At 26.8% G+C, this 24,569-nt stretch carries 22 protein-coding genes; 21 read left to right on the forward strand and 1 reads right to left on the reverse strand.

The window, feature by feature from the left end; translation table 4 throughout:
• Positions 1–7: 7 nt before the first annotated feature.
• From uvrA to SGLAD_RS00475, 10 genes are all read left to right on the forward strand, one after another.
• A complete protein-coding gene (gene uvrA, locus SGLAD_RS00430; protein WP_134297088.1) occupies positions 8–2,851 on the forward strand; it encodes an excinuclease ABC subunit UvrA in 2,844 nt (947 codons plus the stop codon).
• Positions 2,844–3,956 (forward strand): Mur ligase family protein, encoded by a 1,113-nt coding sequence (locus tag SGLAD_RS00435; RefSeq protein ID WP_134297089.1) that lies wholly within the window; start codon positions 2,844–2,846, stop codon positions 3,954–3,956. Before uvrA ends, SGLAD_RS00435 begins: the two co-directional genes overlap by 8 nt.
• A complete protein-coding gene (locus SGLAD_RS00440; protein WP_134297090.1) occupies positions 3,931–4,602 on the forward strand; it encodes a folate family ECF transporter S component in 672 nt (223 codons plus the stop codon). Before SGLAD_RS00435 ends, SGLAD_RS00440 begins: the two co-directional genes overlap by 26 nt.
• A 63-nt stretch (positions 4,603–4,665) precedes the next feature.
• Positions 4,666–5,637: a Fic family protein gene (locus SGLAD_RS00445; RefSeq protein WP_134297091.1), complete on the forward strand. Its 972-nt coding sequence runs from the start codon at positions 4,666–4,668 to the stop codon at positions 5,635–5,637.
• A 31-nt stretch (positions 5,638–5,668) separates the two neighbouring features.
• Positions 5,669–6,601, forward strand: a complete 933-nt coding sequence (gene hprK / locus SGLAD_RS00450; protein WP_134297092.1) for an HPr(Ser) kinase/phosphatase — start codon at positions 5,669–5,671, stop codon at positions 6,599–6,601.
• Positions 6,591–7,973: a prolipoprotein diacylglyceryl transferase gene (locus SGLAD_RS00455; RefSeq protein ID WP_134297093.1), complete on the forward strand. Its 1,383-nt coding sequence runs from the start codon at positions 6,591–6,593 to the stop codon at positions 7,971–7,973. The genes hprK and SGLAD_RS00455 overlap by 11 nt, the downstream gene beginning before the upstream one ends.
• A complete protein-coding gene (gene trxB, locus SGLAD_RS00460; RefSeq protein ID WP_134297094.1) occupies positions 7,957–8,892 on the forward strand; it encodes a thioredoxin-disulfide reductase in 936 nt (311 codons plus the stop codon). The genes SGLAD_RS00455 and trxB overlap by 17 nt, the downstream gene beginning before the upstream one ends.
• A 54-nt stretch (positions 8,893–8,946) precedes the next feature.
• Positions 8,947–10,311, forward strand: a complete 1,365-nt coding sequence (locus SGLAD_RS00465; protein ID WP_134297095.1) for a prolipoprotein diacylglyceryl transferase — start codon at positions 8,947–8,949, stop codon at positions 10,309–10,311.
• Between the two features lie 27 nt (positions 10,312–10,338).
• Positions 10,339–11,289, forward strand: a complete 951-nt coding sequence (whiA, locus tag SGLAD_RS00470) for a DNA-binding protein WhiA (RefSeq protein WP_134297096.1) — start codon at positions 10,339–10,341, stop codon at positions 11,287–11,289.
• Entirely contained in the window at positions 11,279–11,509 is a 231-nt protein-coding gene (locus tag SGLAD_RS00475; RefSeq protein WP_134297097.1) for a helix-turn-helix domain-containing protein, read from the forward strand. The genes whiA and SGLAD_RS00475 overlap by 11 nt, the downstream gene beginning before the upstream one ends.
• 31 nt (positions 11,510–11,540) lie before the next feature.
• On the opposite strand, the gene SGLAD_RS00480 is transcribed toward SGLAD_RS00475, so the two are convergent.
• Complete coding sequence (locus SGLAD_RS00480; RefSeq protein ID WP_134297098.1) at positions 11,541–11,939, reverse strand: rhodanese-like domain-containing protein; 399 nt, start codon at positions 11,937–11,939, stop codon at positions 11,541–11,543.
• Positions 11,940–12,032: 93 nt separating this feature from the next.
• Here SGLAD_RS00480 and SGLAD_RS00485 point away from each other — a divergent pair, with 93 nt between their 5' ends.
• The 11 genes from SGLAD_RS00485 (at position 12,033) to SGLAD_RS00535 (ending at position 24,478) form a co-directional block, all read left to right on the forward strand.
• Positions 12,033–13,133, forward strand: a complete 1,101-nt coding sequence (locus tag SGLAD_RS00485) for a S66 family peptidase (protein ID WP_134297099.1) — start codon at positions 12,033–12,035, stop codon at positions 13,131–13,133.
• A gap of 15 nt (positions 13,134–13,148) precedes the next feature.
• Entirely contained in the window at positions 13,149–13,973 is an 825-nt protein-coding gene (locus SGLAD_RS00490) for a hypothetical protein (protein ID WP_134297100.1), read from the forward strand.
• 106 nt (positions 13,974–14,079) lie between these two features.
• Positions 14,080–17,094: a glycoside hydrolase family 18 protein gene (locus SGLAD_RS00495; protein ID WP_134297101.1), complete on the forward strand. Its 3,015-nt coding sequence runs from the start codon at positions 14,080–14,082 to the stop codon at positions 17,092–17,094.
• A gap of 147 nt (positions 17,095–17,241) precedes the next feature.
• Complete coding sequence (secG, locus tag SGLAD_RS00500) at positions 17,242–17,550, forward strand: preprotein translocase subunit SecG (protein ID WP_134297102.1); 309 nt, start codon at positions 17,242–17,244, stop codon at positions 17,548–17,550.
• Between the two features lie 30 nt (positions 17,551–17,580).
• Positions 17,581–19,677, forward strand: a complete 2,097-nt coding sequence (gene rnr / locus SGLAD_RS00505; protein WP_134297103.1) for a ribonuclease R — start codon at positions 17,581–17,583, stop codon at positions 19,675–19,677.
• Between the two features lie 23 nt (positions 19,678–19,700).
• Positions 19,701–20,144 carry an SsrA-binding protein SmpB gene (gene smpB / locus SGLAD_RS00510; RefSeq protein ID WP_134297104.1) on the forward strand — a complete coding sequence of 148 codons (444 nt, stop codon included), beginning with the start codon at positions 19,701–19,703 and terminating at the stop codon, positions 20,142–20,144.
• A 10-nt stretch (positions 20,145–20,154) separates the two neighbouring features.
• A complete protein-coding gene (locus tag SGLAD_RS00515) occupies positions 20,155–20,406 on the forward strand; it encodes a hypothetical protein (RefSeq protein WP_134297105.1) in 252 nt (83 codons plus the stop codon).
• A 95-nt stretch (positions 20,407–20,501) separates the two neighbouring features.
• Positions 20,502–22,472: a PTS transporter subunit EIIC gene (locus SGLAD_RS00520; protein ID WP_134297106.1), complete on the forward strand. Its 1,971-nt coding sequence runs from the start codon at positions 20,502–20,504 to the stop codon at positions 22,470–22,472.
• Between the two features lie 160 nt (positions 22,473–22,632).
• Positions 22,633–23,589 carry an L-lactate dehydrogenase gene (locus SGLAD_RS00525; RefSeq protein ID WP_134297107.1) on the forward strand — a complete coding sequence of 319 codons (957 nt, stop codon included), beginning with the start codon at positions 22,633–22,635 and terminating at the stop codon, positions 23,587–23,589.
• A gap of 146 nt (positions 23,590–23,735) precedes the next feature.
• Entirely contained in the window at positions 23,736–24,044 is a 309-nt protein-coding gene (locus tag SGLAD_RS00530) for a hypothetical protein (protein WP_134297108.1), read from the forward strand.
• Positions 24,045–24,067: 23 nt separating this feature from the next.
• Positions 24,068–24,478 carry a hypothetical protein gene (locus tag SGLAD_RS00535; RefSeq protein WP_134297109.1) on the forward strand — a complete coding sequence of 137 codons (411 nt, stop codon included), beginning with the start codon at positions 24,068–24,070 and terminating at the stop codon, positions 24,476–24,478.
• The last annotated feature ends 91 nt before the right edge of the window (positions 24,479–24,569 follow it).

Below are 24,569 nucleotides of genomic sequence, written 5' to 3' on the forward strand. Positions count from 1 at the left end.
AGAAAAAATGAGTTTAGATAAAATTATAGTTAAAGGAGCCAGAGAAAATAACTTAAAGAATGTTGATTTAACAATTCCAAAAAATAAATTAATTGTTTTTACAGGATTGTCAGGAAGTGGAAAGTCTTCATTAGCTTTTAATACAATTTATGCAGAAGGAGAAAGAAGATATATAGAATCTTTATCTTCATTTTCAAGACAATTTTTAAAGTCAACTGAAAAACCTGATGTTGATGATATTGAAGGATTAAGTCCTGCTATATCAATAGATCAAAAAACTACAAGTCATAATCCAAGATCAACTGTTGGAACAACAACAGAAATTCATGATCATTTAAGATTATTGTACGCAAACGTAGGAACCCCATATTGTGTTAATGGTCACGGTCCAATTAGAAGTCAATCATTAAAAGAAATAATAAGTTCAATAAAAAAAGTTACAGAAGATAATGAACAAGTATATGTTTTATCTCCTGTTATTAGAGATAAAAAAGGAACTCATAAAGATTTATTTTTAAGATTACAAAGGGAAGGTTTTATAAGAGTAAATGTAAATGGGGAAATAAAAAACCTTGATGAAGAAATAGAATTAGAACAAAATAAACGTCATGATATTGATATTGTTGTTGATAGAATTATTTATAAAAAAGAAGATGAAGATTTACAATCAAGATTATTTTCTGCAATCGAAATTGGTTTAACTTACTCTAATGGTTTAATAAAAATATTTTATCCCAACAAAAATAATGAAACAAAACTTTTTTCTACAAAATACTCATGTAGAGAATGTGGATTTATGATTCCAAACTTAGAACCTAACTTATTTTCATTTAATAAAAAAGTAGGAGCTTGTGAAACTTGTTCTGGATTAGGAATTAATTTAGAAGCAGATCCAAGTTTAATCATTCCAGATCCTAACTTATCAATAAGAAATGGTGGAATTTTATATCTAAAAAATTTAGTAGGAACTCAAAATTTAGAATGACAAGAGTTTAAAATTTTATGTGATTATTATTTAATTGATTTAGATTTACCAATTAGTTCATTAAGACAAAAACAAATTGATGTAATGTTATATGGAAGTGATGAACCAATAGAATTACAACTAAATTCAACTAGTGGTAACGTTTTTAATAAATTAAATTACACAGAAGGTATTGCTAATTTAATTGAAAGAAGATATCTAACCACTAAATCAGAAGACAACAGAAAGTTTTATGGAAAATTTATGTCTTCAAAAGTTTGTAAAACATGTAATGGTAAAAGACTAAATGATTTAGCTTTATCTGTAAAACTAAATGGATTAAGTATTGCAGACTTTGTAGAACTAACTATCGAACAAGAGTTAGAATTTTTATTGAACTTAGAATTAACAGAACAACAAGAAAAAATTGCTTCATTAGTTTTAAATCAATTACTTTCTAGAATTAGTTTTTTAAATGAAGTAGGTTTAAACTATTTAACATTAGCAAGAAGTGCCACAACTTTATCAGGAGGAGAATCTCAAAGAATTAGATTAGCAAAACAATTAGGTTCAAAATTGTCTGGGGTTTTATATGTCTTAGACGAACCTTCAATTGGGCTACATCAAAAAGATAATGACAAACTTATTGCAACACTAAAAAAATTAAGAGACTTAGGAAATACTTTAATAGTTGTTGAACACGATGAAGATACAATGAAACACTCTGATTGAATTGTTGATATTGGTCCTGGTGCAGGAATTCATGGTGGAGAAGTGATTGCACAAGGTAACTATGAAGATATTTGCAACGCACCAAGATCAATTACTGGACAATATTTATCAAAAAAATTATCAATTCCTGTTCCTAAAAAAAGACGCGGTGGTAATGGTAAAAAATTAGAAATTATTCAAGCTAGTGAAAACAATTTAAAAAACTTAGACATAACAATTCCACTTGGAAAGTTTGTAACTATAACTGGAGTTAGTGGAAGTGGAAAATCAACTCTAATGGAAGAAATAATTTACAAAGGATTAAGAAAAGAAGTTGCAAAAGAATTAATTCATCCTGGTAAATACAAAAAAATGAAAGGAACTGAAAACATAGATAAAATAATTTATGTTTCTCAAGATCCAATTGGAAAAACACCAAGATCAAATCCTGCAACTTATACTTCTGTATTTGATGATATAAGAGACTTATTTGCAGAAACTCCTGAAGCAAAAATGCGTGGATATAAAAAAGGAAGATTTAGTTTTAATGTTCCAGGTGGAAGATGCGACGCATGTCAAGGAGATGGTGTTGTAAGAGTTGATATGCAATTCTTAGGTTATGTTGAAGTTATATGTGAAGTTTGTGAAGGTAGAAGATATAATGAAGAAACTTTACAAGTAAAATATAAATCAAAAAACATATGAGATGTTTTAAGTATGACTGTTAACGAAGCTTTTGAGTTTTTTGAAAATATACCAAAAATTAAAGAAAAATTAGACACAATACTAGCTGTTGGTCTTGGTTATATTAAACTTGGACAAAATGCAACAACTTTATCTGGAGGAGAAGCTCAAAGAGTAAAACTTTCTACATTTTTATTAAAAAAACAAACTGGAAAAACTTTATTTTTACTTGATGAACCAACAACTGGATTACATGTTGATGATGTAAGTAGACTAATTAAAGTTTTAAACATTTTAGTAGATCAAGGAAATACTGTTTTAACAATTGAACATAACTTAGACTTTATAAAAGTTTCAGATTATTTAATTGATTTAGGACCAGATGGAGGAATGGCTGGAGGAGAAATTCTTGCAACTGGAACTCCTGAACAAGTAGCTACTGTTGAAAAAAGTTATACAGCAAAATATTTAAGAGAATATCTAAATGATTAGTGTAGAAAAAAACATTATTCCTACTGAACTATTTTTTAAAAAAGAATATAACTTAAAAAAACTTTTAAATGACAAAGGCAATCCTCAAAATAATTTTAAAGTAATAAATGTAGTTGGAACAAACGGTAAAGGCTCTACTGCTAATTATCTATATAACAATTTAAATTCTAAATACAAAAGTGTGGGATTATTTTTTTCCCCAGCTTTTTTATTTCACAATGAAAGAATTCAAGTTAATAATAATTATATTGATGATAAAACTTTATTAGAGTTAATTAACAACAACACTAAACTATTTTTAAAATATGAATTAACCTTTTTTGAAATTTGAACTTATATAGCAATAGAATACTTTAATAAAATGAAAGTTGAGATTGCTGTTATAGAAGCGGGGATTGGAGGAGTAAAAGATTCAACAAATCTTTTTGAAAATCAATTAGCTGTTTGTTTGACTTCTTTAGGATTTGATCACGTAGAAGTATTAGGAAATAGCATTGAAAGTATCATTGAAAATAAAATTAAAATTGTAAAAAATAATAATAAAATTTATACAACTTCAATTAATAAACAGTATGAAAATATTTTTAAAAGTTTTGTTAATAACAAAATCATTTATTGTGAACCGACAAATGACTTAACTTATCAAAAATATAATCAAGGAATAGCAAAAAAACTTCTTGAAGATTTAAATATAAAATCTTTTAATTTTCAAAAAACTCTTTTGGGAAGAAGAACTATTTTAAATAAAGAACCAAGTTTCATAATTGATGGATGTCATAATTTAGATGGAGCTATTGCTTTAGTAAACTCTATTGATAACATTAAAGATTACACAATTTTATTTACTTCAAGTAAAGGTAGAGAAAATAATGAAATGATTGAATTTTTAAAAAATAAGTGTAAAGAATTTTATGTAACAACCTTCGATCATATAAAAGCTTGAAATTTTGATTTAGTTCAAAACAAAAATAAAGTTTTTAATTGGAAACAATTTTTAAATGATAATATTAAAAAGAATATACTAGTATGTGGAAGTTTATATTTTATTCCATTAGTATATGAATGATACGGAGAACAAAATGACAAATTTTTATTTGATTACTAATATAATTGGTTTTATTGGAGTAGCAACTCTATTTATAGCAGCATTAGCATTAGAAAAATTTAGTTTTAAAAAAATCTCAATTAGACATATAACAGTTATGGCAACTTTTGGTGCTGCTAGTGTAGTTTTAACAAATCTTGTTGGATATAATATTCCAATTTTAGGAAATATTAGATTAGCATTTGGAGATTGAATCATCTTCTTGCTTGGAATGGCTTTTGGACCTTTATGTGGTGTTATTTCTGCAATTTCAATTGACACATTAGGAAATATAATTCCTAATTCTTTTGGATATCATTCAGGATATATGATGAATAAAGCTGTCTTAGGATTATGTGGAGCACTTGTTTTTTTATTCAAAAAAGATAATTTAATTATTTTAAAAACTGTTTTATTTTATGCAATTCCTTATACACTTCAAAGTTTATTATTAAATCAAATTTGAATGATGTCATGAAGAGGTGTTTCTGCATGATTAGATATTGTTCCAAAACTAATTAAACTTCCAATTGCTTTAACAATTTATATTAGTGTTAGCTTTAGTGCTTTTAAAGTCTTACAAAAATTATTAGATAAATGACAAACAGATGGAATATGGTGCTTTAAAAATAAATATTTTAATAATGTAAAATTAGAATTACAATAATAAGACTTAGTCTTATTATTTTTTTATTATTTGTTATATTATTAATATAAAGAAGGATGAATTATGAAGTTTAATAAATGATATTTCGAACAAGCATATTTAAAGAATGCACACAGTTCAGCAAGAATTGAAGCTAATAAATTATCTTTAAAATCATTTGAAAAAATTATTTTTGATAATGATAGTAAAAGTATTTGAGAAAATATTAGCGAAGAAAGTAACGAGTATGATAAAGATACCAAGCTAAAATGATATGAAGAGGCATTGGGTTTTAAAAAGGCATATTCATTTTTATATTATGAAGTCCATAACAATCCAAATCAAGAATTAGATTTAAGTATAATTAAAAAAATACATTTTGTATTAACAGAAAATATTAATGACTTTAACGATGAAGATAAAGGAAAATTTAGAACAAAAGAAATTTACATATCTAATGCATGTGTAAAAAGCTCGCATTCAACAAGAATTGAAAGTGATTTAATCGAAGTTTTAGATGAATACAATCAAAGAAAACAGCTAGCAAAAACTTTAAAAGAAAAAATTCAAGCATTAGCTTTTTTACATGCAGCATATGAAATAATCCACCCTTTTATTGATGGAAATGGTAGATCTGGAAGAATGATAATAACATTAGAATCCTTAAAAATGGGATTGTTTCCAATTTCGTTTAATTATCAAAATCAACATTTATATTATTTAGGACTACAAAAAGTAAGTTTGTCTTCTGATCCTGTTTCAAATAATATTTTTAAAAAAATGGCTAAAAATAATTTTTCAATTTTAGAAGCACTAATGTTTAAATCATTTAAAGACAATTTAAACATTATTAGAGAAGATAATTTAATTAAAGGGTATATGAACTTTGATAAAGTAAATCAACATATTGTTGATAAAAAAGAATTTGAAAAGTTAAATAATGATTATAAAAAATTTTTATTAGATGAAACTATTGCGACTTACGAACTAAAAGCATTACAAAAACAAATGAGAGCAGATTGAGTCAAAAAATATGATTATGTATTTAAAGATTAATTAAGTTATAATTGAAAAGTGAGGTAAGTTTATGAAAAAAGTAAAGCTAAGAACAATTGTTGAAAAACTTAGTTTAGAAACTCTTTCTGGAGAAAATAACTTAGATAATATAATTCAAGTTTATGGCCTTAATAGAGCAGGGCTTGAATTAGCAGGAAATTTTGAAGAAGGCGAAAAAGCTCATCGCCTTATTTTAATGTCTACAAAAGAATATAGTTATATAATGAAATTTAGTGAAGAAGAAAGAAAAGAGCGTTATGAAAACCTTTTAAGTGAACACATACCTGGAGTTATTATTACAAGCAAATTTCAAGATAAATTATTCTTAGAAGTTGGAAAACGACTAGAAATACCAATTTTAAAAACACATGCAGAATCAACTAGTGATTTTACAAAAGATGTATTAGACTTATTAGATGATTATTTTGCACCAACAACAGAAATGCACGCCTCTTTTATAAATATTTTTGGAAAAGGAACACTGTTAACTGGAGAATCAGGAATTGGTAAATCAGAACTTGCATTAGAACTTGTAAAATCAAATCACTTGTTTGTAGGAGATGATAGAATTGTTATTACAAAAAAAGCTGGTAACTTGTATGGAAAATGTCATCCAATTTTAAAAAACCTTGTTGAGGTTAGAGGAATTGGAATAATTGATGTTGCAAAAACAAACGGGTATAAAGTTATTATGGAACAATCAACTGTAGATTTAATTATTGAACTTTCAATTTTTAAAAAAGACGGAGTTGATGATTCAGAACGATTAGGTCATGATTTTAAAACTTTTGACATACTTGGCGTTAAAATCCCTTATATTAAAATCCCAGTATCTTCAGGGAGAAATATTCAAAACATTGTTGAAACAGCAGTTTCTAAACTAAAAATTGCATTAAGTGGATTATACAAAGATGATTCAGATTTATTAACAGAAAGAATGCGTGAATTTTCAGATGACGAATAACTTACTAACTTATGAAAATCCTTTATGAAAAGCATGATCTAAAGGTACAGGACAAGGAGACAGTTTATCTTTCTTATACTCTACGTTTTTAACAATTGGAGTTTTTGTAACTTTAATAGCATCTGTAATTATGTTAAGAATTAGAAAAATACCTTTAACAGAAGTTATGAATGCAACATACATAGTTATTATTGCAGGAGTATTAGGAGGTTCTATTTTTGGAAAACTTGGAACAGGAGTTCCTTTTTACAAGTTTTTTTATATTTGAGAAGCTGGAATGAGTTTTTTTGGAGCTTTTTTATGCGGGTTTGTTGGAGGATTTGTTTTTCTCTATAACAAAAAAGATAATAAAAAAGTTTCAATATGAGTTTATGCAGATTGTATTGTGCCAAATGTTTTACTAGGACAAGCAATTGGAAGATGAGGAAATTTATTTAATCATGAAATTCTAGGAAGAACTACTTCTGTTGAAAAACTACAATGACTACCTTCATGGATATGACAAAGATTGTTTTATTATGTTGACCCTTCTACTGGAAAAGAAACTTCTGAGCTTGTTTATAAAGAACCATTATTTATGTATGAAATGATTGCAACTTTAATAAGTTGATTTTTAATAGTTTTTGTAATTAACAATTTAGGGAAATGATTTAGCAAAAAACCTTGAAAACTAGATCCTCATGCATTTCCAGTAAAAAAAGCAGTTCGATATGATGAAATTAAAGTTATAGATACTTATATTGATATTAAATACAAACAAAAATTTATTAATGGTGAAGAATTATATAAAATGTCAAAACGTCAAGCTTGACTAAAAGCTTATTTTGCTTATCAAGCTGACTTAACAAAGTCAGATCAAGCACAAAAAATTATAGATGATCATACAAATATTTACTTAAAAGCCTTAGATAAATTTAAAAACTTTAAAAATATATTTAAAGAAAATCAAAAAAAACTTCAAATAAAAATGAAAAACAACAAAATTACAAAAGAAGAATTTAAAATACAAATTAAAGATCTAAAAACCCAGTTCAAAGATGATACAAAAGATTTAAGAATAAAAAAATCAAGATTTAAATCGTTTTTAACTTTAGATAGTAAAAAACTTTACGAATTAAATAATCCTAATAATTATTTTGTAATTAATTGTGGAGTTGCAACATCAAGTTATATAATATTTTATGCAATTATTAGATTGGTATTAGACTCATTTAGAACTAGTTACGAACTTGCGTTTAAATGAAGTCCAGTATTTAATTATATGTCTATTGTTGGAATTTTAATTTTGGGAGTAATTTCATTAGTTATAGCTCAATTTATTGCTCCAAAAAAATGAAGAGAAGAGGGATGGTTATATGAAAAATCATATTAAAAACGATTATGATGTAATAATTGCAGGAGCAGGACCTGCTGGATTAACTGCTGCAATTTATGTTGTTAGATCTGGTATGAGTGCTGTTGTTTTAGAAAAAGAATTACCAGGAGGTAAAGTTACTAAAACTGGAGAGATTGAAAACTATCCAGGATTTGATAAAATTGAGGGTCCAGACTTAGCATTTAAATTTGTAGATCAAGCAACAAAATTAGGAGCAGTTTTAGAATATTCAGGACTTAAAAAATATAAAAAACAAAAAGAAGGTTTTATTGTTGAACTAACTAATGGAAAAACAATTACAGGAACAGCTTTAATATTAGCAACAGGAACAAAAGAGAGACTTTTAAATGTACCTGGGGAAACAGAATTTTATGGTAAGGGTGTTTCTTATTGTGCAGTTTGTGATGGAGCAAACTATAAAAATGAAATTGTTGCTGTTGTTGGTGGAGGATATTCAGCTGTTGAAGAATCATTGTTTTTAACTAGACTTGTTGATAAAGTTCATTTAATACATAGAAGTCAAAAATTTAGAGTAGATCAAAAATTATTAGAAAAGTTAAAAACAAATGAAAATATTATTTTGCATTTAGATAGTGTTGTAAGTTCAATTAATGGTGATACAAAAGTTAATAGTGTGACTATTGAGAATTTAAACAATAATGAAAAATATAATATTGATATTGCAGCAATTTTTCCATTTATCGGTCAAGACCCAGTAACAGAATATATTGATGAACAAAATATTTTAAATGAAACTAAACATATTCTTGGAGATGAAAATATGAAAACCCAAGTTGAAGGTCTGTTTGTCGCAGGAGATGTTAGACAATCACCTTTAAAACAAATTGCAACAGCTGTTTCAGATGGAGCTTTAGCAGGTCAAAATGCAGTTAAATATATTGAAAACCTTGATTAATATCAAGGTTTTCTTTTATTTATGTTAAAATTGAATGGTTAGAGGTGAAAGTTAATGGAAAATTGAGAAGACTCGTTATTTAGACCAGACGAGAGTAGATGAACTATAAAGAGTGATTATCTTGGTGATTTTCTTCACATGTATGCATTTTTTATGACATGTGGTGTATTAGCAGCAATTTTATTAGCATATTATCAACTTAGAAGAAGAAATTTACCACCATGAGAAATGTTGATAGCTTCCACTGTGATTGTGCCTTCAGGACTTTTTGGAGGAAGTTTTTTTGGAAAAATAAATGCAAGCGGTAATGATTGACTTAACGGAGAAAGTTTTTTTAAACTATTTGCGTTTTGAGAAGCGGGAATGTCAATTCATGGAGCTATTTTAGGTGGAGCAATTGCTGCATTAATAATGATGTACTTTTTAGGAAGAAAACCTAGAATTTCTTTACTAACTTATGGGGACTGTATTGCTCCAGGAATATTAATTAGTCAAGCAATTGGAAGATGAGGAAACTTCTTTAATCATGAATTATTTGGTAGACCATTAGGACTTTATGATCAAGTCAACATGCCAAGTTGATTAAAAGATAATATGACATATATTTATAACGGACCATCTAATAATGTTATAAATGGTGTTGGTTTACAAAACGGGCAATCATATGTTATGCAACCTTTATTTTTATATGAATCAGTTGGTTTTTTAATTGTCTATTTAATGATAGTTCTAATTATTCCTGGAATTGGAAAATGAATTAGTAAAAAACCTTGAAAATTACATCCAAATGAATTTAATCTTAGTTGAAAAAACTCATGAATTCATGCTTTTACTTGAGATAAAAAAATTAAAAATACTACTTATTTTGGAATTTGAAATAAAGCTTATTTTGAAAAAGTAGAAGTTGATCAAGTTGATTGATATGAAGAAGAAAAAAGAAAAATAACAACAACAAACAAATTAAAAAGAAAATGGCAAGAAGGAAAGTTGTTAGACAAAGCAAATAATCCTGACGGATATATTATGGCAAGATGTGGAGTCCAACTTGGTGCGTACTTTTTAGCTTGAAATGCAATTAGGTTTTATGTAGAAACTAATAGAAGTCAAGAAGGATTATTTATAATGCATAATTCTGAGTTATCATTAACAATTATTGGGTTGACTGGTTTAATTGGTGTTTTAATTATGTACTTGTCACAATTTGTATTCCCATATTTATTAAGAACACCTGGTTTTTTCTATGAAAAACCATATTTCTATACAAAAGAGGTTTTAGAAAAAATTAATAAAAAAATCGAAGATAATAAAGCAAAAAAATTAATAAAAACAAAAATTAATAGCGACAAACAAAAAATGATTCAAGAAAAATTAAATAAAGCTAGAGAAGAATCGTTAAAAAATAAAGACTCAAAAAAATAAAGATAGTAATAAAAAGTTGGTGAAAATATGTCGTTTGCAAGCTCTGTTAAAGAAGAAATAGTAAGTCACAACTTTATTAAAGAACAAGCGATTATGTTATTGTCTGGTTTTATAAAATATAATGGGGAATTAATTTATACTAGCACAGGAACAATGCTACGCCTTACTTCAAGATCAAATAAAGTTATAAGAGTAATTTTAAAACTGCTAAAGCAGTTTTATTTTGGCAACATTGAAATATCAATTATTCAAACTCAACTACTAAAAAAAGACAAAGTCTATCAATTGCTTTTAACAGATAATGTTAAAAGTTTTTTGCGTGATAATAATATATTTGATACTAATAAAAATGATAAAATTATAGAGATTAGTTTAAACCAAGACTTCGATAATAGTCTGGTTCGCGCATATATATCTGGAGTTTTTATTGCCGTTGGCAGCGTCAATAACCCAGAGACCACAAACTATCACATCGAATTTCAGTTTAAAGAAATTGAATCTGCAAATTATATTTGCTCAATCATCAATAAATTTGATTTTGGTTTTAAAGTAATCGCAAAAAAAAGCAAATACATTTGTTATGCTAAAAAATCTCTTGTAGTTTCGGATTTTTTAAAGTTTATTGACGCACCTCAATCAGTGCTGAGTTTTGAAACTACTCGAATAGCAAGAGATTTCAACAACAGTGTTAATCGAATTATGAACATAGATATTTATAATACGAAAAAAACCACTATTGCTGGATCAAAACAAGTTCTGCAAATAGAAAATATTATAAAAAATAATCTATTTAGCAGATTGTCAGATAAGGCTCAAAAATTAGCAAACATACGTTTAGAACACCAGGATTTATCATTTAGTGAATTAGAAACGATAATGAACGAAAATGGTATATATATAACAAAATCTGGTATAAGCAATTTGTTTAAAATAATTGCAAAACTATCGGAAAGCATAGGTGAAGATTATGAAAAGTAACGACGTAATAGCTGTTTTTAGTCAAAACATGAAGGAGTTAAGAATCCAAAAAGGACTTACTCAAGAAGAACTTAGCTTTAAAGCGGGTATACACAGAAATTATATTTCTGATACAGAACGCGGTCGCAGAAATGTGTCTTTAAAAGCTGTGGAAAAAATAGCACAAGGACTTGATGTTACAATTCAAGAACTATTTAGTAATAGTACTATCATTAAATAAAAAAAACTCACAAACTTATTTGTGAGTTTTTTTATTTATATATCATTACTTTAGTAAATTGATCGACTTCAGGAGAATTAATTAAATCAGCATAATTAGAATACAATAAATAAACTTTAAATCCTTTTGATTTTAATAAACGATAAATATTTAAGTTATTTCGATAATTACTATGAATTAATAAAATATTTTTACTTTTATCTAATTTTTTATAATAGTTATAGTTAAAAGTCATAACAGGCAAACTAATTGTATTGATTATGTGATTTTCTTCATAAACAAGAGGCCCTCTTAAATCTGCCACTTGTCATTTAGCGCTATTCAAAATTTTTAAAAATTTATTTAAAGGTTTAGTTTTGTATTTTCTTTTAAAAGCATTAGAAGCAAATATTTTACCAATAATCTTAAAAACATATTCTAGTCATTGCATAATTTTAATCTCCAATAAAATTATATTATATTTTAAAAACTATTTAAAAATATAAAGTAAAATAATTAAAATGATTTGAAAAGAGTAAATAAAATGAAAGACAAAGTAAATATTTATGAAAAAACAATTTATCCAAGTAAGTTAAATAAAGATGATGCAATAGCAATTGTTAGTTTATCAAGTGGAATATTAGGAGAAGATTTTTGTAATTATCAATTAAATTTAGGAATTACAAGATTAGAAGAAATTGGATTAAAACCTAAATTTATGTCAAATAGTTTAAAAGGAGAAGAGTTTATAAAGAATAACCCTGAAAAAAGAGCCCAAGACTTAATAGATGCATTTTTAGATAACGAAGTAAAAATTATAATGAGTGCAATTGGTGGAGATGACAGTTACAAAATAATTGAACACTTAATAGAAAAAGATATTGAAACAATTATAAAGAATAATCCTAAAATATTTATTGGTTATTCTGACATAACAAATATTCATTTGTTATTAAATAAATTTGGTCTTTCAACAATTTATGGACATGCGTTTTTAACAGATATTGCAGAATTCGACACTAAAATGTTAGATTACAGTTATAATTCTTTTTTAGAATTATTTAAAAGTTCAAAAAGTTATGAAATAACTTCTGCAAAAGTTTGATATGAAGAAAGAAAATCTTGAAAAAAATCTGAAATTGGCACACCAAGAATTCATCATATCGAATCTACAGGATATGAATTTATTAACTTTAAAGATAACATTGAAGGTTATTTATATGGAGGGTGTTTAGAAAGTTTATATTCGATATTAACAGGAAATAGGTATTTAGACCAACCAAAAGTATTTGAAAAATATAATATTTTATTAAATAACAACGAGTTAAAAGAAACCATTTTTTATTTAGAAACTTCAGAAGCAAAACACGAACCTGAGTTATTTAAATTAATGCTAGAAAAATTAGTAGAGAATCAAATTTTACAAAATATTAAATGTTTAATTGTAGGAAAGCCTCAAGATAATATTTATTATGATGAGTATAAAAAAGTGTGCATAAGTATTAGTGATAAATATAACATCCCAATAGTTCTTAACTTAAACTTTGGACATTCTTATCCAAAAACTATTATTCCCAATCTTGCTAAAATGAGTATAGATCCTCAATCTAAAAAGATATTTGTTAATAAATTTTTAAAGGATTAAAAAAGGTTAAAGTATATGAATGAAAAAAAAGATTACACTATAAATGATTTTAAAAAAGTTAAAATTAATGACTATAAAGTTATATTTAATTTTACTTATATTCAAGAGTTTTTAAATATAGTTAAAAATAAAAATATTACATTAATTGATTATGAATGTTTTCAAATGTTTGGTTTTAAAAATAAATTAGATCCAAAAAGATATTTTAGCGAACTTAAAAATATCCCATTTTTAGTCAATTGTAAAACAATCCATTATGATGAATCAAATCAATTATTTAAGTTTGATAAAAAAATAACCTATTACTATTCAAAAAAACTTGAAGATGAAAAAATTTTCTATAAAGAAGTTTTTGAATTAGCTATTCAAGTTAAAAAATTTTATAATAAACACTTTATAGACACAGTTCTAGTAATGGGAAAAGATACTGAAATTAAATTTTCACACCTTGCAAATCAACATTTAAAAGTAAAAATCCTTAAAGAAAGTCTCGAATTATGAGATATTTTCAATTGAAATCGAACAACCCATTTAAGAATAAATGGATTAAATAATTATTTTTCATTGAATCAACTATTAAAATCTTTACCAATTAGAAAAGATAATATTATTTCAGGAAAAGAGATAGCAAATAAATCTACACAATGATTTACTACTTTAAACACTATTGATGCTAAAATTTTTTTTCATAAAGCAATTGATCATGTTGAATATGATTTAGAAAAAGGATTATATTTATTAAATTGATTAAATAAACTTTTATATAGTAAATATCTTCAAAATATTGATGAAAATGAATATTTTGATAATAAATCTTTAGTAAATATATGAGATTTTTAGTAAAAATTAATTATTCATGAAAAAGTTTTTTATTTTTCTTAAAAAAAGAGTATTATATTTGCATTTAATATTTTAATTTGATAGTCTAATAAAAAGGAGATTTAATATGAAAAAACTTTTAGTATTATTAAGCTCTTTTCTAGTCACTTCACAATTAACAACAGTTATTGTTGGTTGTGAACCTAATGGAAGTAATAAAAGTACAGATCAAGATGATCCAATCGACTTTAAAAATCCAAATGCAGATAAAGGTTCAAATGAAGTAACTGCAGAAAGCTTAATGAAAACAAGAAATATGAATTGGGCTAGTATTTTAAACAAAGATTATTCACAAAGCTCTAATAAGTCATTATTGTCAACAAAGCAATCATTATCTACAAACAATGTTACTAAAATTAACAATATCGATAATGATTCAATTGAAACTACTTCAACATTAGCCAAAAAAGATTTATTATCATCAAAATTATTATCTGATGGATATTCTTTTACACCTTATACAGATATAGGGATTGTAGAAGATAGCAAAGAATATCTTTTAAAAAATAAAAGTTTAGGTGGAGGTTATCGTGACAAAGTAACTTTTGATTCGGATTCAAAAGCAGCAGACAATGAATATAACAACCTAGCTAAATTATGAAATAATGATAAAATATTTGACAAAGTTAAAGATGGTATCACAATCGGATTTATGCAAAATGCAAGTGATGAAAACGAATTGGTACCAATGTGAGATGCAGCTCCAAATAAAACATCAAATAATTCCGCACAATGATTTCAAGATCGTTGAGATAAATGAACAAAAAAAGATGATAAAGAACCAAGCAAAGAACTTTTAGATGCTTCAAAAGTAACAATATCTTTTGGTCCGTTTGCAAACTCATTATGGCATGAGGCATATAAAAATAACATTAATGAAGAACAACTTGCAAATAAATTAGCAGAAATTGGAGCAAAATATGGAACTAAAAAGTTTGACTTTTATTTTGCAGCACCATACTTAACAAATTCAGGAAGTTATGCAGATTCACAAAGACTACTTGCAGGGGCTTTAAAAATCTTAATTGAAAGAGATAATGATTTTGATATTAGATTATCTTTAGTAGTTTCTACAAAAGATGGAATAGCAAGTGTTATAGCAAATAGTGGTGGAAATGCTTGAGATGGAGATATATCAAAAATAGGTAACGAAGAATTTCCTCTGTATATGTTTACAAAATTTTTAGGAATGAACTTTAGACTAAATTTAGTTTTACCCTATTTAACATATTCTGATTTTAATACTTCTGGATTAACAGTTAATAATTGAGAAGTACAAATAATGGAGCAAGCTATAACTAAAACCGAAGAAACTTGAAGAATAATTAACGATAAAGTCAATGGTTCAAGTAGAGTAAAAATTGATAATGCATATAGCAGGATGGCTATTACTCCATGAATTGGAAAAAGAGCTGAAAAAGCAGTTTATGATTTTGATGCAAACGATGCATTAAGATTAAGAAAATTTGCAAATGATAAAAATATAGGTCAAGTATCTATGTTCTATTTAACTAGAGATTATCCTTCAGAATTTATGAGTAACGGATTGGGAAAGGATGCATTAGCAGATACAAACCCAATTGATCAAAACATTCGCTCAGGTAGTGGATATGAAAAACTTACTTACGCAAAAGTTTTATCAGGAAAAATGGCTGAAAATGACATACCATTAGAAAAAACTAAAAAAGAAGACTTAAAAACTTTGGATGGATTTTTAGATTATGACAATGACATTAGAAATAATAAATCATTAGACGAAGTTCAACAACAACAAGGTGCAACTGGTTGAGATGGTGTTAATGGTGGGAATGATGCACAACAATGAGAAAATAATGGACCATCATCTAATGATGGAAATGTTGTAAGTCCTACAACTCCAACAACTTCTTCAAAAAGCAATTATGTTGATTGAAAAGATGCTAACCCAAATAGAGATAAAAATATTGTAGATAAAGCAGAAAGTAATCAAAGAACATACTTCTCACCTTACTTAGATGCAGGTTTATATGAAGGAAATAATATAGGAGATATTGTAAATAAAACTAAGTTAGATCATTTAACACTTGCGTTTGTACAACAAGTTAACTCACACAATAACAGTTTAGATTTATCTATTGCTGGAATTGAAAACAAAGGTGAAGGTTATGAATGATGAAAAAACTCAGTTCTTTATGAAAAAGACTTATTACCATTAATTAACTCAAATAACTTCGAAAACATTAAAGTAGCTTATGGTGGAGCAACAACTGGTGGATATATTGAAAAAAATCCTTGAAACTTAGCTTATAAATTAGCTGGTGGAGATGTTAACCAAGCAAGTTCTTTATTATCAAAAGCACTTATAGGTTACAACGAAGATTTAGCTAGTTTTGCAAGTAAAAAAAGTGAAAAATCATTAGGAACTCCAAAAAATATCGACTTTGATATTGAAGGAGAAGCACAAAACGATCACAACGCAAATAAAGTATTAGCAAGAACATTAGCTAATATGAAAAAAGCAGATAAATCATGGAACTTTTCTATTACTTTACCAGTTCTTCCTTCTGGATTAACTAATGTTGGATATAATGTTATGGATGTATTTGTAAATGCATTTAAAGAAGCTGGATTAAATTACAAAGACTTACCAGTAATTAACTTAATGTTAATGGATTATGGTGATCCAATTTATGTTGCTGCAAAAAACAAAGGAGAAACAAACTTCGATTTAGCAGTACAAGCAATCGAAAATACAAAAGAAAATTTAGCAAAATCAATTATGGCAAATTATAAAGTAAGTAGTTTGACAAATCGTCAAGTACATAGATTAATTGGAGCAACTCCAATGATTGGTGTAAATGATACAGTTGAAGGAGTATTTACTTTAGAAGATGCAAAAGAACTTTACAATTGAGCTCAATCAGCTGATTTAGCTTACTTATCAATGTGATCAATGAATGATGACAGAGGTAAAGTAAATAATATTGGTAGACCAAAATCATTAATTAGTCATGGTTTAAGTTACTTACAAGAATATGACTTCTCAAAAGCATTTAATGGCCAATGAGATGAAAAAGTAAAAGTTCCAAATAAAAAAGCTTAATTTAAAATCTTAATCAAATGTTGATTAAGATTTTTTTATATTTTTAATAACTTTTTGTTAGTGTAAATTAATTGAAAAAAGCCAAATTATAGTTTAGAATATTATAGAAGTATTATAAATAGAACAAAAGAAAGGTAGGCGAAATTGATGGTTGAATTATTTGCAAGTACATCTGAAAGATTACTAGGGAATAGAATCATTTTTGCATTTGAAATATTAGCTTTAATAATATCAGTTTTAATGATTACAGTTGGTATGATCCAAAATAAAACATCTCAAACAGGTTTAAGTGCTTTAAACGGAGGAAATGATGAGTTATTTTCTAACTCAAAAGAAAGAGGTTTAGATAAAACTCTTTCAATTTGAATGTTTAGTCTTGGGATTATTATTTTTGTATCAACAATTGTTATTGGTATAATCACAAACGTTCTATTAGCTGAAGCAGCAGCTTCTTAATATTTAGCTTATTAGAAGGTTGGAAAATATATGAATGACCAGGTTTTAGCAATTATAAAAGAAAAACAAAAATTACATTTAAATGAATTAACTAAAGTTATAAAATACGATAATGAACAAATTACAAATTGTTTAAAAGAACTACAAAATGAATATAAAATTGGATGATCAAAAGATAATGTAATTTATTTTATTGGAGAAAAATTTAAAATTGGATCGCTAAAAATTAATGAGCGAGGATTTGGATTTGTAAAAGATTTAAACGATATCGAACAAGATTATTTTGTTCCTCCAGTTTCTTTAAAAGAAGCAATTTCAACTGATGAAGTTGTTTTTAGTGTTTTTAAAGAAAGTGAAGATAAATACAGAGCTAATGTTGAAGATATATCTTTAAGAACAAAAACAAGTTTAGTAGGAGAAATTCACCTTTCAAGAGACGGAAGATTTTTAGATTTTCATGCTAATGAACCTGGATTTAAAAATTATCGTATAGTAATGATAAACGCAAAAGATTTTAAGTTAAAAAAAGATCTTATTGTAAAAGTTAAAATAATGTATGTAAGAGAAAAGAAATTATTTACAAAAATACAAAAAATTATTGGAGATGCTAATAAAGCAATTGATAGAATTTATTCAATTGCTTATGAATTTGATATTAACCCTGATTTTAATCGACAAACTTTAGAAAATGCAAATATGGTAGCAAAGCCAATTAACTATGAAGATATTCAAATTAAAAGAAGACAAAATAATTTAATCACAGATAAAAATTTAGTAACTATTGATGGTGCTGATTCAAAAGACTTAGATGATGCAATATATGTTGAAAAAACAAAAGATGGTTACAAACTATTTGTAGCAATAGCTGATGTAAGCTATTATGTAACTCCTTTTTCTCCACTTGATAATACTGCTTTATATAGAGGAAATTCTGTTTATCTTGCTAATAAAGTAATACCAATGCTTCCTGAACAACTTTCTAATGGAGTTTGTTCTTTAAATCCAAATGAAGATAAACTATGCATGGTTTCAGAAATGGAATTTGATAAACATGGGAAAATGATTAAGAAAAAAGTATATGAATCAATTATGAACTCAAAAGCAAGATTAACTTATTCAGAAGTCAACGAGTTATATGCAACAAATCAAAGCCAAAGAAGCAAAGAAATCATAGATATGCTATATGTAGCAAAAGAGTTACATGAACTAATTGATAATTATCGTGTTTCAAAAGGTTCTATTGAATTTGATGTTCCAGAACCAAAAATTATTTTAGATAATGATAGTAATGTAATTGATATTAAACCAAGAGATCGAGGAATTAGTGAAAAGCTAATTGAAAACTTTATGGTTAGTGCAAATGAATCAGTTGCAGAAATAATTTTTGAAAAAGAATTACCTTATGTTTATCGAGATCATGGTGTACCAAAAGAAGAAAACTTAATTGAATGACATAATAATTTAAGAGCTTTAGGTATAAATGTAAAACTAACAGATTTAGATAAAATAAATCCTAAAACTATTAGACTAGCACTAGATCAAATTTCTCAACAAGTTAAAGATCAAACAGAGCGAGATGTAATTAATGTAACTTTATTAAGATATATGGAAAAAGCAGTTTATGACCTAGAAAACATTGGTCATTTTGGATTAGCTAGTGATTGTTATACACATTTTACAAGTCCAATCAGAAGATATAGTGATTTAATGGTGCATCGGTACTTAAAACAATATTTAGTTGATAAAGACTTTAATAAACATAAACTTGATTTAAATGAAAAGTTCATTTTAAAAGCTTGTTCAATAATTAATGATACTGAAAAAAAGGCAGTTAATGCAGAACGAGAAGTTAACAAGGTATGTATGGCTGAATTTATGACAAAACATATTAATGAAGAATTCGAAGGTGTTGTAGCAGCGGTATTGAAGTTTGGTTTATTTGTACAACTACCTAACTGTGTTGAAGGTTTAATTCATATTTCTGAACTTCCTGAATATAAATTTGATGAAAAAACAAATATTCTTGTAAATAATCAAAATAAAATATTTAGATTAGGACAAAAAGTAAAAATTAAAGTAAAAAATGCAGATGTAAAAAAAAGAATTATTGACTTCGTCATTGCATAAAAAACAGTTAGAAGGTATTAAATATGGGAGAACATGTCATATTAAAAAATAAAAAAGCTTATTTCAACTATGAAATTTTAGAAACTTGAGAAGCAGGAATTGTATTAACAGGGCCTGAAATTAAATCTATTAGAGCAAAAGAAGTTGCAATCGAAGAAGCATTTATTCTGATAAGAAAAGGTCAAGTTGAAATTCTTAATATGAATATTAAGAAATATGAATTTGCAAACTATGTCAATCAAGATCCAACAAGAACTAGAAAACTTTTATTACATAAACAAGAAATAAAAAAAATTTTAAAAAGAGTACAACTAGAAAATTTAACTTTAGTACCGATAAAATTATATTTTAGAGGAAATTATGTAAAAATAGAGATAGGACTTGGTAGAGGAAAAAAACTAGTCGATAAAAGAGAAGCTATTAAAAAAAGAGATATTGAAAGAAGACTAAATAAAATAAAATATTAAGGATGATGTTATGGAACTTACACAACAAAGAATTATCTATTTATCAGTAGCAATTGCTTTTTTTGTTTTAATGATAATATTAATGACTGTTAAATTGATTTTGGATAAAAAAAACAAAGTAACTGGAAAAATTACTTTAAAAGATATGAATTATACTGGTTTAGCTGGTGTATGGCAATTTACAAAAAGACATATTTGATCATTTGCAATTATTGCCTGTTTAGGATTTGGAGTAATTGCTGTAATACTGATGTTGCAATAAAGTTTATGAAAAAAATTTTCAAAAACTTTATTTTTTTTAAAAAAATTTTCTATTCATATATAATAAATTTGGAAATAAAAGAAAGGAAATGTAACATGTCAGAAAAACAAATAGTTAAAAGTAAACCTGATAGAAATACCAAAATAGGCTCATCCTCTGGTAAATCAGAAGTATGAAAAAAAATTAGACAAAAAACAGGCGCTACTTTATCAAAATTAAGTAAAGCTTTCTTGTTGCCAATTGCATTGTTACCAATCGCCGGGGTATTCCTGGGGGTTGGTGCAACAATTTCGGCACAAACCGCAGAACAATCTGTTGGTTGATACATTGGTAAAACAATGAATACAATGGGTGATGTTGCCTTTGGTAACTTACCAATTTTATTTGCAATATCAGTTGCTATTGCATATACTGAAGATTCTGGGGTTGCTGCAATAACTGCAGTTGTTGGATTTTTAGTAATGAACGGTATAGAAGCTGCACTTATTGGTCAAGGAACAGAATGAGTATGAAAAGTAGGAGAAGATGGTCATACTCTTGAAAACGCGTCATCTGCCTTTAAAAAAGGTTATGAGTGAGTAAAAGATGGAGATATAGAAGGTTGAAAAGCTCCAGGTAAAATAACATTATTATGATGAACAGATGTTCCTGCTGGTTTAATTACAAATAACGTTGGAATTAAATCTTTAAATACAGGAGTATTTGCTTCAATTTTTGTTGGAGCAATTGCTGCTGTAATGTACAACAGATTTCACAAAACACAATTACCTTCATTTATTAGTTTCTTCTCAGGATCTAAATTAGTACCAATTATAAACTTTTTTGCTGTAATACCTTTAGCATTTATATTTATGTTTGTATGACCAGCAATCGGTTTAGCATTACAATGATTTGGAACAAACTCAGGTAAATTACCTGGTGGATTAGATTCATTCATTTATGAAATAATTGAACGTTCACTAATTCCATTTGGATTGCATCACGTGTTTTACGCACCATTGTGATGATCATCAGCTGGAGGGTCAATATTAGATACAATTAAAAACTATGCTGGTGATGAAAACTCAGAAAAATGACAAGAAACACTTAAATCAGGTGTAACATTAAAAGCTGCATATGATTATTTAAATTCATTACCGGATAAATCACAATTAATTGGAGATCAATATATGATGTATTGAGTTCTTGGGGCAGCTAATAAAGCTTCTTTAGTACCTGGTTATGAAAGTGTAACAGGTTCATTATTTACATTTGAAGATTTATCAAATATTGGTCTTAACTTAGGAAGATTCCAATCAGGAAAATTTGGATTTATGTTATTTGGTCTTCCTGCAGCTGGAGTTGCAATGTGATTAAATGTACCTAAACAAAATCGTAAATCTGTTATGGGAATTTATTTCTCAGCTGCATTCACTAGTTTCTTAACAGGAATTACTGAACCGATTGAATTCTCATTCTTATTCTTGGCACCATGATTATTCTATGGAGTACATATGCCATTAGCTTCAATTTCATTCCTACTAACAGGATTATTAAAAGTCCATGTATGTATGACAGTATCAGGAGGAATGATTGACTACATCGTATTTGGTTTAATTCCATGAAACTTAGGAACAAATGCTCACTGAGCAATTGTAATAGGTCTAGTTATGGCTCCAGTCTATTTCTTTGCATTCTACTTTGCTGTAAAATACGGAAAAGTAAATGTACCAGGAAGATCTGGAGAAGTAAAATTATTTACAAAAGCAGACGTTAAAGCTAAAAAAGCTGGACAAGCTGCAGGCTCAACACAAGCAAACGCAACTGAAAAAGCTACAAAAATAATTGAATTCTTAGGTGGAGAACAAAACATAAAATCAGTTGACTCATGTGCTTCAAGATTAAGATTAACAGTTGTTGATGCAAGTATTGTTGATAAAGATGGAATTATGGGACTTGGAGGAGCTTCAGGAATCATTGCCAAAGGAACAAGTGTTCAAGTAGTATATGGTGGAGAACAAGAAGTTATTAAACCATATATGAAAGAAATATTAGCAGAACAAAGAAAACAAAAAGAAGTTAAATAAGAATATATAAAAAAATCACTTTTAAAAGTGATTTTTTTATATATTCAACAATGTTGTTAAATAGTACAAAAAAATTTTTTTTCAAAATATTATTTAAGAAACAATGATAATATTTACTATGTTAATATTTATAAGTAAGATAAATAAGGAGAAATTAAATATGACAAATGGTAGAAAAATAGTTTTAGTAGGTTGTGGAGCAGTTGGAACAAGCTTTGTTTACTCGGCAATTAACCAAGGTTTAGCACAACACTATGTTTTAATCGATGTAGTTAAAGATTTTGCGGAAGGAAATGAAATGGATTTAACAGATACACATGCTGTTTTACCTTCACCTTTTGCAACAATTAAAGCAGGAGATTATGAAGATTGTAAAGATGCAGACGTAGTTGTAATAACAGCTGGAAGACCTCAAAAACCAGGAGAAACTAGATTACAAATGGTTGCAGATAATGCAAAAATTATGAAACAAGTAGCAACAGGAATTAAAAACTCAGGATTTACAGGAATAACTGTAATTGCCTCAAACCCAGTCGATATTCTTACACAAGTTTATCAAGAAGTAACAGGGTTTGATTCATCAAAAGTTATTTCATCAGGAACAACTCTTGACTCATCAAGATTAAGAAAATTATTAGGTGCAAAATTAAATGTATCACCAAGATCAGTTAAAGCTTATTTAATCGGTGAACATGGAGACTCATCAGTTGCAATCTGAAGTAGATCAATTGTTATGGGAAAAACAATTGCAGAATACATTGAAGAAGGTGTTGTAACTGAAAAAGAACTTGCAGAAGTAAAAGATGAAGCAACTCATATGGCATATAAAATTATAGAAAAAAAACGTGCAACATTTTATGGTATTGGAGCATGCTTAGCAAAAATTGTTAAATCTGTTTTAAATGATGAAAAAGCTTCAATGATGGTTGGTGCTTATTTAACTGGACAATACGGATTAGAGGATGTTTATGTTAGTGTTCCTTGTATAGTTGGAGCAAATGGTATTGAACAAATTATTGAATGAAACTTATCAGAAGATGAAGTTGCAGGATTACGTCAATCAGGAGCTCAATTAAAAGAAGTTTATAAAACTGCAAAAGCAGCAATAAATGAATAATTAAAAAAACTTAAACTTATTCTATCAAGTGTAGAATAAGTTTTTATTTTGCTTTGTAAGATAAAATTATTTAACTTAACTTTTAAAAACTAATCAATGAATACACTTATTAATGTATAATTTTTATTAGAAAGGGGATTAATAAAATGAATGCAGGATTTTGATCAAGAATAGGAAGACATCTTATAAATAATTTTCTTTGTGTAATAACACTTGGAATATATTGAATATTTTTATGTGTATGATTTCTTTCAGGAAAACAAAGTGTTGGAATGAAAGCGGTAAAAGTAAATTATTCTAAAACAGATTCAATGGGATTATTTTTATTGTATTTAATTTTAGCTTACTTATTATACATATTATTTATACCTATCATTATGGATATGATTTCTATTATTCAAAGAAAAGGTACTTTTGCAGAAAGATGAGCAGATACATACTACGTTAATGCTTAATAGAATTGGAGAGGTGCATTTAAATGACGCAACAAACTAAAACAGGTTTAATATTATCAATAGTTGGAGCTTCTATTTTAATTTTTATAGCTTTAATATTAGGTTCTCTAATGATGGCGGGAATAATATTTGCCTCTACTTCAAGTAATGCAGCTACTTATGGTTATGCTTATAATGATCAAGAAAATTTAAAAGCAGCTGCTTCTATAATTATGGTTGTAGGAGGGGTAATGGTTTTTGTATTTGGAACTCTTCCAAATATATTAATTATCGCTTTTTCAGCAGTTGCTTTGAAAAAAGAAAAAGATTGAGCAGTACTTGCTAGTGCTATTGTATCTATTATATTAGGTGTAGGCTCAATATTTGCATTAGTTGGTATTCCTTTATTGGTTGGCGGTATTCTTTCTATTGCAGGAAGAAACCAAAATAGATAAATTTACTATTTTTAAATAAATTTGTAAAGCAAAATAAGAACTACTAGATAGTTCTTTTTTTATAAAACACTTCACAGACTTTATTTTTTTT

Source organism: Spiroplasma gladiatoris (assembly GCF_004379335.1).
In the GTDB taxonomy this organism is placed as follows: Bacteria; Bacillota_I; Bacilli_A; order Mycoplasmatales; family Mycoplasmataceae; genus Spiroplasma_A; species Spiroplasma_A gladiatoris.